The 14,505-nt window shown below is 68.4% G+C and carries 7 protein-coding genes; 3 read left to right on the forward strand and 4 right to left on the reverse strand.

Translation table 11 applies throughout. From position 1 onward, the window contains the following. Positions 1 to 21: 21 nt before the first annotated feature. Genes GRI99_RS18015 through GRI99_RS18030 form a run of 4 tightly spaced genes read right to left on the reverse strand, consistent with a single transcriptional unit; the run spans position 22 to position 6,093 of the window. Complete coding sequence (locus GRI99_RS18015; RefSeq protein ID WP_160773457.1) at positions 22 to 873, reverse strand: metallophosphoesterase; 852 nt, start codon at positions 871 to 873, stop codon at positions 22 to 24. Continuing rightward, complete coding sequence (locus GRI99_RS18020) at positions 870 to 2,678, reverse strand: cytochrome c3 family protein (protein WP_160773458.1); 1,809 nt, start codon at positions 2,676 to 2,678, stop codon at positions 870 to 872. Before GRI99_RS18020 ends, GRI99_RS18015 begins: the two co-directional genes overlap by 4 nt. A gap of 14 nt (positions 2,679 to 2,692) precedes the next feature. Beyond that, positions 2,693 to 3,550 (reverse strand): hypothetical protein, encoded by an 858-nt coding sequence (locus GRI99_RS18025; protein ID WP_160773459.1) that lies wholly within the window; start codon positions 3,548 to 3,550, stop codon positions 2,693 to 2,695. After that, positions 3,550 to 6,093: a cyclic nucleotide-binding domain-containing protein gene (locus GRI99_RS18030; protein WP_160773460.1), complete on the reverse strand. Its 2,544-nt coding sequence runs from the start codon at positions 6,091 to 6,093 to the stop codon at positions 3,550 to 3,552. The genes GRI99_RS18025 and GRI99_RS18030 overlap by 1 nt, the downstream gene beginning before the upstream one ends. A gap of 73 nt (positions 6,094 to 6,166) precedes the next feature. Here GRI99_RS18030 and GRI99_RS18035 point away from each other — a divergent pair, with 73 nt between their 5' ends. From GRI99_RS18035 to GRI99_RS18570, 3 genes are all read left to right on the forward strand, one after another. Next, a complete protein-coding gene (locus tag GRI99_RS18035; RefSeq protein ID WP_160773461.1) occupies positions 6,167 to 7,162 on the forward strand; it encodes a tetratricopeptide repeat protein in 996 nt (331 codons plus the stop codon). 252 nt (positions 7,163 to 7,414) lie between these two features. Continuing rightward, entirely contained in the window at positions 7,415 to 9,187 is a 1,773-nt protein-coding gene (locus GRI99_RS18040; RefSeq protein WP_160773462.1) for a ShlB/FhaC/HecB family hemolysin secretion/activation protein, read from the forward strand. A gap of 21 nt (positions 9,188 to 9,208) precedes the next feature. Beyond that, positions 9,209 to 14,505 (forward strand): beta strand repeat-containing protein (locus GRI99_RS18570; RefSeq protein WP_202393182.1); only part of this gene is annotated, 5,297 nt, incomplete at its 3' end.

A 14,505-nucleotide genomic window follows, 5' to 3' on the forward strand; every position in this document is an offset into this window, starting at 1 on the left:
CTTCTTTATTTTTCGGTTAGGTCAACCCACCCGCTCCCGCTCCATCTCGCGGATCATCGGTTGCAGGTGCGGGCCGTAATAGGCGATCACATCCCAGTCGCAGACCTTTTCGTAGTGGGTGGCCACGCGCTGGCCGTCCCAGTGGTGCAGGGCATAGGTCGGCGGTTCGGTAGTGATCAGGGGGCGGCTGTCGGGCAGTTCGCCGGAGATCGGCCGCAAGTCCAGCGAGACGAGCGGGGCCACCGCCGGGGTCACGTTCAACGGAATACCGCAGAAGCTGGTGGCCAACGGGCGGTGTAGGTGGCCGCAGTGGATCGCCTGCACCTGGTCCATGCCATCGAACGCGGCTTCGAGGTTCCTGATCCACGCTTCACCCGGTGCGGGGTCCATCCAGCCGATGCCGCTAACCACCGGCGGGTGATGCATGAACACCAGCGTTGGGGTCTCGCGGTTGGCTTCCAGCACCCCGCGCAGCCAGTCGCGCCGCCGCGTGCAGAAGGCCCCGCCGTGGCGGCCTTCCTCCAGCGTATCGAGCAGCACCACCAGCAGGCCGTCCTGCTCGAAGGCGCACTGCACGAAGCCGTCATTGGTCGCGGTATCGGGAAAGGCGGCCAGCAGCCCTGCGCGGCTGTCATGGTTGCCCACCATCATCATCACCGGGAAGGGCAGGCCTTCCAGCAGCGCGGCGGTCCTGGCGAAGCTTTCGGCATCGCCGCGATCGGTGATGTCGCCGGTGCAGACCAGCAGGTCGGGCACGTTGGGCTGGCTTACCAGCCGGTCGAGCGTGGCGCGGAAGCGGGTGCGGTTCAATTCCTCCGGCTTCGCATCGGGTTCGAAGCCGATGTGGATGTCGGTCAACTGGGCAATGATCATCGCGCCGCTTCCCCCGCCCCTTCCCGCCGCTGCCGCCGTTCGGCAGCGATCGTCCGCGCGTGGTCTTCTCCCACGCGGCGCGGGGCGGCGGAACCCCCGCTGGCGGGGGGATGGAACGAGTGGCACATGGCGCAGGTGCTGGGCACTTCGGCGCTGCGGTCCCCCTCGCCCATGTGGCAGTCGCGGCAGGATGCCAGATCGGGGATCAGCAGGTCGCTCGCCGCGTCGGACGTTTCCGCCGCGTGGCAACTGGTGCAGTCTTCCTGCTCGTGCGCCTTGTGATCGAACCAGCCGTGGTTGAAATAGCGGTCGATCTGCGTCACCGGCATCACCGCCAGCGGCCCGTCGGACGGGTTTCCGCGCAGGTGGCAATCGCCGCACAGGCCATCGGTGTTGAGGGCCGAGGCGCGCAGAGACGTGGGCGAGACGGCGCTGAAATTGCTGTAGTAGAGGCCGCCTTCGCCAAATTCGCCCGGGCGGCGGCGGTTGCTGACGATGGGGCGGCGGCCCACCCGGTCCAGTGCTCGCAGGTCTGCCTCGGCCTGGTCAAGATCGCCGTGGCTCAGCGTGCGGAAGGTGCTGCCCACCTTGTCATAGACAAGGCTGTGGCAGGCCTCGCAATCGTCCTCCATGTCCACCGGCAGGAAGCCCACGCCGTCGGCCGTTTCCTGATGGCAATCGACGCATTCCAGCACCCCGCCATAGCCGGCGCGCGCGCCCAGCCGGCGGGCCATCTGCGTCACCCCGCCGCGCGCATCCAGGTGCATGTCATGCGGGAACTTGAGGCCGGGGAACGAGCGCGGGTTGACGCTTTGCGACACGCGCTGCGGCTGCGTCACCCCGTCACGCGGCAGGGCGGCCACCTGGAATTCCGGGTGCATGGTGCCGAAATCGCGCGCGTTGCCCAGCGCCGTATCGGTCAGCCGCGCATCCAGCGTGCCGTGGCAATCGGCGCAGAAGCGCTGGCGGGTGGGTTCCATCCGGCCGGCGCCCTCATGCTCGGTATGGCAATCACTGCACGCGCCGGGGCCGGGCTTGCCGAAGGCGTGGGCCACGTTCCACAGCAGGGCATCGGTGCCGGTGAATTCGGGCATCCCGCGTGTCAGCCGCGGAGCCTCGGCATGGTCGCCGATGTCCTCGTGGCAGGTCAGGCACGTCTGGTCCTGCACCGGCTGGAAGGGTTCGACGTGGCAGGCCTCGCACTGGTTCTCCAGCGCGTGGTGCGCGGTGGAAAGCGCGCCGGATGACCAGCTCGCATCCATCAGCACAGCGCCGGGCCGGTCGATATCCGGTTCCACATCGGGCTTGGTCAGGCTGGACCACACGGGCACGGCCAGGAAGGCCAGCAGCACCACGGCAAGCCCGATCCAGGCCATCGCCCGCTTGCCCGGCATGGCGGCGGCCAGGCCGAACTGGCGCAGCCGGTCCTTCCCCTCGCCCTCATCGTCGGCAACCTGGCGAATGGTGATGACCGTGCGCGGACCTGCATCGCCCGCTTCCTGCGAGAAGGCCAGGCGATAGGAGCCCAGCCCCACCTCGCCGCCGCGCACCGGGTCCACGCTCGCCTGCATCTCGGCGCGCCCGTCCAGCGTGAAACCCAGCGTGCCCAGTGCCTTCACGGTAATGAGGTTGCTGCCCGGCGTGGCGCTGATTGCCACGTGGTTTTGCTCCACCGCCAGGTCGGGCAGGTGGATGGCATTGGCGGCATCGCGCCCCACGCCAAGGCTGGCCGCGCTGACCAGCCGGTCGCGCACTATCTCGCGGCCTGCGGCGGTGAAATCGATGGTGCGGATCAGGAAGTCCATCAGTGTCGCCTCCCTCACCAGTAGTAGAACACGCTGACGACGTGCGCCGTCAGCGCCCCCAGCAGGGCAATGGTCAAGGGCACGTGGACGAACAACCACACCTCCAGCATGGCGCGCAGGCGCAGGTGCTGGCGGATCTGTTCAAGCTGCGCGCGCCGCTTGGCCAGCAACGAGAGCACGCGCTGTTCCGCCGGGGTATCGGCCAGGCCCACCAGTCCGTCGATCGCGGCGCTGGTGCGGCAGTGGCGCAGGCGGCCGGTGAGGCGCATGGCCAGGCCCCCGGCGAAGGGATCCTGCTCCAGCGCGGCGATCACCAGGTCGCTCTCCTGCCGCCCCAGCGGCTGGGCCGCGGCCTCAAGCTGCCGGTCCAGCGCATCGAGCGCGTCCAGCATCTGCGCCTTGGTCATCTCGCGCCGGTTGTTGCTGAGGCGGGCGGGCAGCACGGCATAGACGACGATGCCATAGACGCCCGAGGCGATCACCAGCATCATCAGCGTATAGGCCAGCGTGTGCACGTTCCAGCCGAACTGGAACCCGGTGTGCAACGTGGCGATCACGATCAGCGACAGGCCCAGGTACACATGGGCGCTGGTCCAGGCCTTCAGCGACCAGACCCCCGGGTTCATCCGCCGCTTGCGAATGCCGAGGAGGGACAGCCACACGATCAGCCCCGCGCCGATCGTGCCCAGGGTATAGCCGTACCAGGTGCCGCCGTTAGGGCGCGGCTCCACATCGATGAAGGCATAGGCGACGATGGCGGCAAGCGACAGCACCGTCGCCACCTTCAGCCAGCGCATGCGCTTGTGGATCAGGAAGCCTTCATGATCGCTCTCGCGCGTCCGGCGGCGGGGAGTGGATGCGGCGCTAGCCATCAGTCCAGCCCTCCTTCACCGGTCACGGTCAGGAACTTCTCCGGTGCCACGCGGATCGCTGCGCCGGTGGGGCAGGCGCGCACGCAGGCGGGGCCGCCGTCTATCCCTGAACACATGTCGCACTTGACCGCCTGCTTGGCGGTGCTGAGGCCCTGCGCCTCGGCCTTCTTCTTGCGCCATGAATAGCTCGCCTCGCCCGGCCCCGGCCCCTTGCCAAACAACAGCCAGGTGAGCAGGCCCGGCTTTTCGGGCGGCTTGGCGTCCATGCGGATCACGCCATAGGGGCAGTTGCGCTGGCAGTTGCCGCAGCCGATGCAGGTGTTGTCGATGAACACCTCGCCATCGGGGCCGCGCTTGATGGCGTTGGGCGGGCAATCGGCCATGCAGTGCGGATGCTCGCAATGACGGCAACTGGTGGGCACGTGCAGGTGGGCAAAGGTCTTGCCCGCTTCCCGGTTGAGGCGGGACAGGCCTTCGTGGCTGTCGGCGCAGGCCTTTTCGCAGTTGTCGCAACCCACGCACAGCGTCTCGTCGATCAGCAGCGCATCGGTCGCCTCGCCGATGCCGTTGTCGATCAGGAACTGGGCAGTTTGCGAATACATGTCCGCCGCCGAACCGAAGGTGGCTTTCCGCTCCTCGACAAAGGCGTTGATCCGGCGGCGGCCTTCCATGTCGGCCAGAGCGCGCTGGCGCACGGCAGGCTTGGCATCGAGCAGGGCGTTGAACAGCTCGCCGGGGAACTTCACCACCTCGCTCTTGATCGCCGCCTTGACCGTGGCCGTGCGGGCCGATCCGTCGATCACCGCCATTTCGCCGAAATAGCTGCCGGCGGGCAGGTAGCTGAGAAACACCGGCTTGCCGCCAATGTCCTTTTCCACAACCATCGATCCGCGACGGATGATGTAGATGTCCTTGTCATCCGCGCCTTCGGTGACGACTACCGTGCCGGCGGGCTTTTCCTGCACTTCGGCGGCGTCCACCAGCGGGGCAACATCCTCGCGCGTCAGGCCCGAACCGAACATCTGCAACAGTTGCCGCTCGATCGAGATACGCTCGATCGCCCGCTTGGCCGCCGGCACCTGCGATTGCAGCTTGAGCGCGGCGAGGCGCGAGATTTCCACCACGATGGTGTCTTCCGCCGCGCGGACGGTCGCGCCGCGGCGGCGGCCGGAAATCAGGCCGACCTCGCCGAAGATCGAACCCGCCTCGATCGGCACCGTGATCGACGGATCGGCCGGATTGACCTCGACCGCCACCGAGCCGCTGGCGATGCCGAACAGCGATGATCCGGGCGCGTCACGCTCGAAGATCACCTCGCCCGCACGGTAGAACCGCGCCTCCGAATCGAGCATGAACTCGCGCATCTGCAGGCCGTTCATGCCGTTCAGGATCGACACCCTGGTGCGCAGGAATTCCAGCCATTCGTCGGTGCTGCGGTTGCCCGGCAGGTTCCTGAACTTCTCGGCGATGATCGGCTCGTCGGCGGGCTTGAGCGAGGTGTTGCCGTTGATGAACTCGACGACGTCATAGCCCTGGTTCATGCAGTGCTTGATCAGCGGATAGCCCGCCAGCGCACCGATCACGAAAATGCCCGGCGCGGTCGATTCGAACACCGGTGACAGCCTGGGGTAGGCGCTGCGGTCCTCGCTGGAGAATTCGATGCCGCATTCCTCGACGAAGGCGCGCGGCGGGGCCGAGCCGATGCGGGCGATGATCCGGTCACATGGAATCCGCAGCTCACCATCGCGGGTGGTCAGCGTGATCCAGCCGGGTTCGATTGACTTCGTCTCGCTCCCGGTCCGCACGGTCAGCTTGCCCGCCTCGTGATCGGCCATCAGCGCGCTAACGTTGGCGGCCTTGGCGGTCGGGAATTCGTTGCCGCGGTTGAGGATCGACACGGTGTTGCGCTGCGCCGGGTCCTCGGCCAGGCCGCGGGCGTTCTCGATCCCGGCGTCGCCGGTGCCGACGATGACGATGTGCTCGTCGACATACTCGGCCGGATCGTCGAGCTGGTACTGCACGTGCGGCAGGTCCGCACCCGGACAACGCATCAGGTTGGGATTGCCCTGGGTGCCGATGGCGAGGACGACATTGTCGGCAATCACCGTCTCGCCGTTGCTGAGTTCGATCGCATAGGGCGGAGCGTGGCGCTGCACTTCCTTGACCGACTTCGTGCCATCGCGCGCGCGGGTGACGATCTGCTGCACGCTGCCGGGAATCGGATCGCCGGTGCCGCGGATCGCCTTGACCTCGGCATTGTACTTCACGTTGACCTTGTGCGCGGCCACCTGTTCATCCCAGGTGCCCAGGATCGCCTCGCGCTTGCCGGCATCGAAATCGAGGTCCGAGCGCAGGACAAGGTTGGATGGCGTGGCCATCACGTGCTTGCCCTTCTGGTACTTGTAGATGGTGTCCGACAGGTGGTCGGTCTTCTCGATGAGCATGTGGCTCAACCCCAGCTCCGCCGCGTGGGCAGCCGCGCTGAGGCCCGCGGGGCCGGAGCCCACGATCGCAACCTTCACCCGCCCCGGATTCGAAGCCATCACCGTCCCCCCAGACGATTCGTTATGCCGCAAACCCTGGCCGTTGAAAACCGCTGGCGACGCGGCCTATCATATGGCCGCAAGCGAGGGGGCGACATTGGACGAAAGCGACGCGGCAGCCCGCACGGGCAAACCGGCCGGAGACTGGAAGAAGGGTGCAGCCCTCGCGCTGGTGGCCGTGGTGGCGCTGGCCGGGGCGGCCGTGTGGCGGTTGGCCGACGGGAACCTGGCCAGCCTGTTCGCCTCGGCGGAGGAGCCGGTGGCCAGCACCGGCGATGCGGAGCTGGATTCGCTGCTGGCGGCCACTCAAGCCTCGCCCGACAGTGCCGAAGCCTGGCAGCGGCTGGCCTTTGCCTATTTCGCCCGCAACCTGTTTGCCCAGGCTGCCGAGGCCTATGACAAGGCCGCCAGCATCGCGCCCGAAAGCGCGGTCCTGTGGTCATCGCTGGGCGAGGCGCGGGTGATGGCGAGCGAGAGCGACCCCATGCCCGCCCCCGCCCTCGCCGCCTTCCGCCGCGCGCTGGAACTGGACGCCAAGGACCCGCGCGCCCGCTATTTCATGGCCGTGAACAAGGATCTGGGAGGCGACCACGAGGGGGCGATTGCCGACTGGCTGGCCCTGCTGGCCGATACCCCGCCCGGTGCCCCGTGGGAAACCGACCTGGTGCGCACGATCCAGCAGGTGGGCCAGCGCGAGGGCACGGACCTGCAACCGCGCATCGATACCGCGCTGGCCGCCCGCGCCGACCTTCCCCAGGGCCCCGCCGCGCTTCCCGGCGCCCCGCCTGCCATGGCCGGCATTCCCGGCCCCACGCAGGAACAGTTGGCCGCCGCTTCCTCAATCCCGCCCAGCCAGCAGCAGGACATGGCCGAAGCCATGGTCGCCCGCCTGGCCACGCGGCTGGAAAGCAACCCGCAGAACGTGGATGGCTGGATCATGCTGATGCGCAGCTATCGCCAGCTTGGCCGGGACGAGCAGGCCCGCAGTGCCTATGCCCGCGCCTTGCAGGCCAACCCCGGCGCGGCGGAGCAGCTGCGCGCCGCGGCGGAGACGCTGGGCCTGCAATAACAGGCGGATAGCAGAATTTCGTCGCATTGTCGTTGCCCGCGCATGGCGGGCGCGCCATAAGCGGATTTACGGGGATCGCACACATCGCATCTGCGCCAACGGGCGGGAGACCGGCATCACAGGCCGGCACCGCAATCGTCAAGGCGTGGGGCACCGGCCAAGGGGGAAGGGCGGGTTTTGCTGAGCTTGGTTCACGATTCAGGACATTTGCGCCCCGTCGGCAGGGCATCGGGCACCCGTGTGCTGGCGAGCATGCTGGCGCTTGCCGCCGGCCTTGGCAGTTCCGCCGCTCTGGCGCAGCAATTGCCGCCCGGCGCCGTCACTCCGCCCACCCGCAGCGAACTGCTGCCCCCCGAAGTGCGCCAGGACGAGCGCCGCACCACCATCAGCGTCGATGGCGGGCTGGAGCGCGGCCCCTGCGCGCTGGACGATCCGGCGATGGCGGAGATCCGCGTCACCCTAAGCTCGGTCCGCTTCACGGGAGCCGAGGCCGCGCCCGGTGTGGACCTGGACGAAGCCGCCCGGCCCTACCTTGGCCGCGAACTGCCGCTGTCCGTGCTGTGCGACATCCGCGCCCGCGCCAGCGAGGCCCTGGCCGATGCCGGCTACCTGGCGGCGGTGGAAATCCCCGAGCAGCGGCTGGATGGCGGCGCGGCGGAACTGCGCGTGATTGTGGGCCGCCTGGTGGCGGTGCGCGTGCGCGGCGAACCGGGCGGCAGCATGGGCGTGCTGGAGCGCTACCTGCAGCACCTGGTCGACCAGCCGGTGTTCAACGTCAACGAGGCCGAGCGCTACCTGCTGCTGGCCGACGACATTCCCGGCATGGACGTGCGCCTGTCGCTGCGCGCTGCGGCCAATGGCCAGCCGGGTGACCTGATCGGCGAGATCGCCGTGGTGGCGCAATCGGCGCAGGTCAGCTTCAACCTGCAAAACATGGGCAGCCGTGAACTGGGCCGCTTCGGCGGCACCTTGGGCGCACAGGTCTATGGCCTGACCGGGCTGGGCGATGTCACCAGCATTTCGCTGTTCTCCTCGCACGACTTTGCCGAGCAGCAGACCGTGCAGGTGGCGCACGATTTCCTGGCTGGCGGCGATGGCCTGAAGCTGGGCGGGCAGCTTACGCTGGGCTGGGCCCATCCTACTCTGGGCATTGCCGGGTTCGACGTGCGCTCCGAAACGCTGTTCGGCAGCGTGCGCGCCGCCTGGCCGCTGGTCCGCACGCAGGCGCAGGCCGTGGTGCTCAGCACCGGTCTGGACATAGTCGACCAGGATGTGCGGGCCAACCGCTTCCTGCTCTCGCGCGACCGGGTGCGGGTGGCCTGGCTGCGGATGGACGGCAGCCAGACCGACAGTGCCTCGCTGGCCCGGCAGAACGGCTATACGCCCTATGAGCCGCGCCTGCGGCTGGCCTATGGCATGGAACTGCGCCGCGGCCTGTCGATCCTGGGCGCCAACCCCGATTGCCGCGCCGCGCTGCTGGCCTGCACCGCCAGCAAGAAACTTCCCAGCCGGATCGAGCAGGATCCCACCGCCACCCTGCTGCGGCTGGACCTGGCGGCGGAATTCCGCCCCGTGCCAGCCTTCACCGTGGCCGTGCGCGTCGCCGCGCAGGGGGCCAGCAATGCCCTGCCCGCCTTCGAGGAAATGACCGGCGGCAACTATTCCACCGGGCGCGGTTACGATCCCGGCGCGATCACGGGCGACCGGGGGGTCTCGGGCTCGCTGGAGTTCCGCCTGGGCTCGCTGATCCCGCGCGGGGCCGATGCCTATGCGGTGCAGCCGTTCGCCTTCGTCGATGCGGCGCGCCTCAATGATCGCGATCCCAGCCAGCGCGGATTGAACCCGGACAAGTTGGTTTCGGTCGGCGGCGGCGTGCGCTTTGCCTGGGCCCGCGGCATGCAGGGAGAAGTGGCCATGGCCGTGCCGCTGCACCGCACCGACAACCAGGTGCTGGGCGGCCGTCCGCACGGCGATGCCCGCCTGCTGTTCTCGATCACCAGCCGCCTGTTGCCCTGGGGCTTCTGATGTACCGGAGTTTGTAAAGCGATGTCCGCCACCCGCAACGCCAAGTTGATGCTGCTGTCCACCTGCGGCAGTGCGGCCCTGGCCCTGGGCACGCTGGTCCTGCCCAAGGCCGCCACGGCCCAGGCGATCCAGGCCACGCCCACGATCGTCCAGGGCACGGTGACGATCAACGGCACGGTCCCCAACCAGCACACCATCACCGTTACCGGCACCGATGCGGTGATCGACTGGCAGCCGCAGGAAATCTCCGGCACGGCGCTCACCTACCTGCCCAGCACCGGCACAGCCACGTTCCAGGGCACCCCGGGGGCAGCCACCTTTGCCGTGATCAACCGCGTGCTGCCATCCAGCAACAATGAACTGGTGCGGATCGAAGGCACGGTCAATTCGCGCGTGCAGCCGGTGGTGGGCGGGCCGATCACGCCCGGCGGGCACGTGATGTTCTATTCGCCCACGGGCATCCTGGTGGGCAACACCGCCGTGTTCGACGTGGGCAGCCTGGTGCTGACCACGCTGGCCCCGGATATCAGCCAGTTCGGGGCCTTCGCCACCAGCGGCGGCCCGCTGGCGCTGGACAATACCAGCCCTGTTCCCACCGCCATTTTCATCAGCAACGGGGCAGAGATCACCGCTTCGGCCGAGGGCAGCTATGTGGTGATGGCGGCCCCCTCGATTGATCAGGGCGGCCTGGTGGATGTGAACGGCAGCGTGGTCTACGCGCTGGGTGACGAGATGACCCTCAGTCATTCCAGCGGCCTGTTCGACATCACCATTACCACCGGCGCGCAGGCCGGGGGTCTGTTCCACAGTGGCACCACCACCGGTGCGGCCAGCACCGGCGGAACGGACCATCACGTGATCTATGCCGTGGGCCGGGGATTCGATCCCGACAACCGCATGGACCTAGTGTTCCAGGGCGACCTGGGCTTTGCCCCCGCGGTCAGCGCCTCGATCGAGAACGGCGTGGTGGTGCTCGCCGCCAACTACGACGTCATCGGCACTACCGTGGTCAACGACCTGACGCAGGGTAGCGTGCGGGGCCAAAGCGAAGGCAACATCTACATCCAGCAAGGGCAGGTCAGCAGCAACCTGATCGCCCATGCATCGCATAGCGCGCAGTTGACGGCCAACGGCGGCTTTACCGGGGTGGACGGCGATGCCTTCCTTTATGGCCGCGTCGGCGCGCTGATCGAGACGCAGGACGGGGGCCAGGTGACCATCACCGGCAATGCCCGGCTCGATGCCAGCGTCACCGGCATCAGCGGGATCAGCACCATCGATCCGGCCCTGCTCGACGGGGCGGCCGGCGCGGTGGCCATCCGCAACGCCGGCAACGGCGTGCAGATCGACGGCGACACCTCGCTGATTTCGATCGGTACGCCCGGCGCCAATTTCGACACGGGCCAGATCGGCAATGCGTCCAGCGTGGGGGCCGAGATCTTTTCGGACAGGACCGCAGTCGCGCTGGGTGGCGCATTGACGATCCAGGCCAGCGGCCTGGCCTACAACGGCAACGCCCAGCCGGTCAGCGGCGGCAGCGCCACCGGCGGCGAAATCGTGCTGCGCAGCGAGCAGGACGGGTCGATCATCGTCACTGGCATAACCAGCGCGGATGCCAGCGCGGTGGCCACCAGTCTGACCAGCGCCACCGCGGCCAGCACACCCAACACGGCCGAGGGCGGCAGCATCCTGTTGCTGGCCCACCTTGACGATACGGCCAATGTGGCCCGGTCCCTGATCGACCTGCAAGGCGCTGTCACGCTGGACACCGGGGCAAGGGGTTCGGACAACACACTGATCGCAGGCGGCGCGGCCGCGGCCGGGCTGGTGCGGTTCGAGGCGGCGGACGGGGCGACCATCCAGATGGGCGGAAGCCTGCTGGCGCTGGCCGAGGCCGTGGGCGGCATTGGTCAGGCGGCTACCGGGGCAATCGCCACGGGCGGGGAGATCCAGATAGCACTGACCGGCGGATCGCACCTGGTCTCCACCGGCACCCAGGCGCAATTCATAACCGGCGCGCGGGGCGGTACCGGCACCGCCACCGGCGGCACGGGCACCGGCGGAGCAGTCACCGTTTCGCTCGACGATTCCGACATCCAGGCGCAGGCCCTGTCGCTTGCTACCACCGGCACGGGTGGCAATGGCGGCGCAACGGGCGGCGCTGGCACTGGCGGGGTGGTGGCCCTGGAAGCCTTTCAGGCAAACGGCGAATTCGCGATAACCGGGCCCTTCTCCGCCGTCACGATCGGGACCGGGGGCGACGGCGACACCACTGGCGGCGCGGGCCTGGGGGGACAGTTCGACCTGACGCTGGATGGCGGCAGGATCGACAGCCCGCTGAGCGCGGTGGCTTTCAGCTCCGAAGGTGCGGGCGGCCGCGGCCTCACCGGTGGCCTGGGCACCAGCGGCGACATGACGATCCTCGTCGAGAACGACGGGCTCATCAACGCCGACAGCATGTCTGCCGGCCTGGTGGCGCTCGGCGGACTGGGCATCAACCCGACAGGCCGGGGCGGCAACGCTACCGGCGGGGCGGTGAATGCCACTTTCCGCACAGGCGCGCTGTTGCAGACAGCGGACTTCTTTTCGCTCGGCGGCCTGGCGCAAGGCGGCGATGGCCTGGGCGGCGCAGGCGGCAATGCATCGTCGGACGGGACCAGCGGATCGGTTCGGCTGACGATCGATGGCAGCCGCGTGCGGGCCGGCACCGGCACCTTCAGCGTTAGCTATGGGGCGTATGGCGGCATCAATGCGGGTCCGGGTGCCACCACCCCGCGGGGAGGCAATGCCGGTCCCGTCACCGCCACGATGGAACTGCTGAACGGCGCCGATGTGGATCTCGGCTCGCTCACGCTGGACACGATCGTATCAGGCGGCACCTCACTCAGCCATGAAGGGGGCAACGCTGGCGGCGGCACAACCACGCTGACCATGTCGGGTGCAAGCACGCTGGATGTGGCGATCACCGCCAACGTCGAGGCGAGCGCAACGGGCGGCAACACCGGTGGCGGTGACGGTATCGGCGGCACCGCCAGCGGCGCGCAGACCCGCGTGGACCTGTCGGGCAGCTCGGTGATGACCTTCGCCCAGGATGCCAACGCCCTGCCCGCCTTCTTCGGCACCCGCACCATCGGCGGGGCCAGCGAGGTGGACCTTGGCGCAGGCGGTGCTGCCACGGGGGGCAGCACGCAGGTCACCCTCAACAATTCGCAGATCGTGGCCGGAAGCCTGCTGATCGCCTCCGACGCGGTGGGCGGCAGCGGCATCAATTCGGGTCCGATCAGGGTGGACGGCGGCGATGCCACCGGGTCCGGCGTGCAGGTGAACGTGAACAGCGGGGCCGTGCTTTCCGGGCAGTTGCAGATTGCCAGCAACACGCTGGGCGGCCTGGCGGTCAACGGCGGGACCAGCGGCGATGGCGGCCCGGGCAGCACCCAGATCGGCATCAATGCGGGGCGTCTGGTGGTGGCGGGCGATAGCCTGTTCGCCGCCACCGCCACGGCGGGCGACGACGGGTCAACCGGCGTGGCCAGTGCCGGCAACGTCACGGTCAACGTGGGGCCGCTGGGCCGGCTGGAAGCGGCCAGCAGCACTGCCGTCCTAACCATATTCTCGGAAGCCAATGGTGGCACCGCCGGCAACCTGATCGGGGCGGCGACAGCGGGCCAGGCCAGCCTGCAGAACGACGGCGGCACGATCACCCTGCCCACTCTGGCGCTGCGCGCCGACGCCTATGGCGGCTTCAACACCGATGGCAGCGCCGACGGGGCGGCCACGGCGGGCTTCGTGCGTTTCGGCACGATCAACGGCGGGACCAGCACGATCACCAACCTGACCGCCACGGCCCGCGCCATCGTGGACGAAGACACCACGGCCCAGAGCGGCCAGGTCCAGCTCATCAGCCAGTTCACCGGCTCGCAGTTGACGGTCGACGAGTTGACGATCGACGTCACCCCCAGTTATGTCGCCCCCTCCACCGGCACTGCCGGGTATTTCCAGCTCGACGCGCTGGACAGCGGGCTGATCACCGCGCGGCTGCTCAATGCCACGGCGGCCAATGCCAATGGCGGGATCGAAACGCACACCTCGCGCTTGCAGGCGCTGACCGGCGGGCAGGTGCGCGTGGGACAGATCGCCAGCCTGACCACGGCCGGCAACCTCAACTTCGATACCTCGGGGGGCGGGCAGATCTTGGGCTATGCACCCCCGGCCACGATCACCGGCGTGCTGGAAGCGACCGCGCTGGGCACGATTGCCATCACCGGCAACTCGCCCACCACCAATGCCCTGCAGTTCACCAATCTGACGCTGGCGTCGGGCGATATCGTCATCAATCCCGGCGCGCTGGTCTATGGCCAGTTCCTGTCCCTGTTCTCCAGCAACACCGCCCACACGATGACCGTGGGCGGCACTGTGGATGAGGCGGGCTACACCCTGGTCCAGGAAGAAGTTGACCGCCTGCGTGGGCAGAGCCTGGCCATCTTCGGCCCGGCCACCGTGAACACCCCGGTGCTGGACCTGGAGCTGCGTCCGCTGACCGTATCCGGCAGCCAGTCCGCCACCGGCTTCTCCAGTCTTGGCATCAGCACCGATGGCTCGATGGTGATCAACGGCGCGCTGAACTACACCAATGCCGCCAGCACCGACGAACTGTTCATGCGGGCGGAACGGCTGGTGTTTGCGCTGCCCAACGGCTCCGTCTCGGTCAACAGCGGGGGCACTTCGCCCACGCTGGCAGGCAGCGCGACCGTCTTCGGTGGCAGCATCTTTGCGGCGACATCCAGCGTGCTCTCGCAAATCCTCGCCAACCCGAACGATCCGGCGCTGCAGGCCACGCTGGAAGCCTTCACCTTTACCAGCGACACGCCGTTCCTTTCCGCCAATGCCGTCGAGTTCAACGTGGCCAGCCACCTGCTGGCCCAGAACACCGGCACCGGCACCACCTTTTCGGGCATCGTCGTGGGCCCTGGCGGGCTGATCATCCGCCGCGATCCCGATTTCCCCAGCAGCACGATCCGGGTGATCGCGTTCGGCCGGGGTGATACGACCAACGACACCTTCTTCGGCACGGTGGACTTCGGCGGCGGCACGCTGTCGGGGGTCTACACCGCCGATTCCACTCTCAACACCTGCGTGGTGGTGACCGGCACCTGCGGCGCTCCGCCGCCTCCGCCGCCACCGCCGCCGCCTCCGCCGCCTCCGCCTCCGCCTCCGCCTCCGCCGCCACCGCCGCCGCCGCCACCCCAGCCACTTGGCAATCGGGCTACCAGACGTGGCCGCCGCCACCAGCGCGCCCACGATGATCACCGAGGAGATCG

The organism is Alteraurantiacibacter buctensis, from assembly GCF_009827655.1.
In the GTDB taxonomy this organism is placed as follows: Bacteria; Pseudomonadota; Alphaproteobacteria; order Sphingomonadales; family Sphingomonadaceae; genus Alteraurantiacibacter; species Alteraurantiacibacter buctensis.

Bases quoted from the DNA above. Each gene is read 5' to 3' on its own strand.
- GRI99_RS18015 (WP_160773457.1), bottom strand. From the start codon at position 873: ATGATCATTGCCCAGTTGACCGACATCCACATCGGCTTCGAACCCGAT.
- GRI99_RS18020 (WP_160773458.1), bottom strand. From the start codon at position 2,678: ATGGACTTCCTGATCCGCACCATCGATTTCACCGCCGCAGGCCGCGAG.
- GRI99_RS18025 (WP_160773459.1), bottom strand. From the start codon at position 3,550: ATGGCTAGCGCCGCATCCACTCCCCGCCGCCGGACGCGCGAGAGCGAT.
- GRI99_RS18030 (WP_160773460.1), bottom strand. From the start codon at position 6,093: ATGGCTTCGAATCCGGGGCGGGTGAAGGTTGCGATCGTGGGCTCCGGC.
- GRI99_RS18035 (WP_160773461.1), top strand. From the start codon at position 6,167: ATGGCCGCAAGCGAGGGGGCGACATTGGACGAAAGCGACGCGGCAGCC.
- GRI99_RS18040 (WP_160773462.1), top strand. From the start codon at position 7,415: ATGCTGGCGCTTGCCGCCGGCCTTGGCAGTTCCGCCGCTCTGGCGCAG.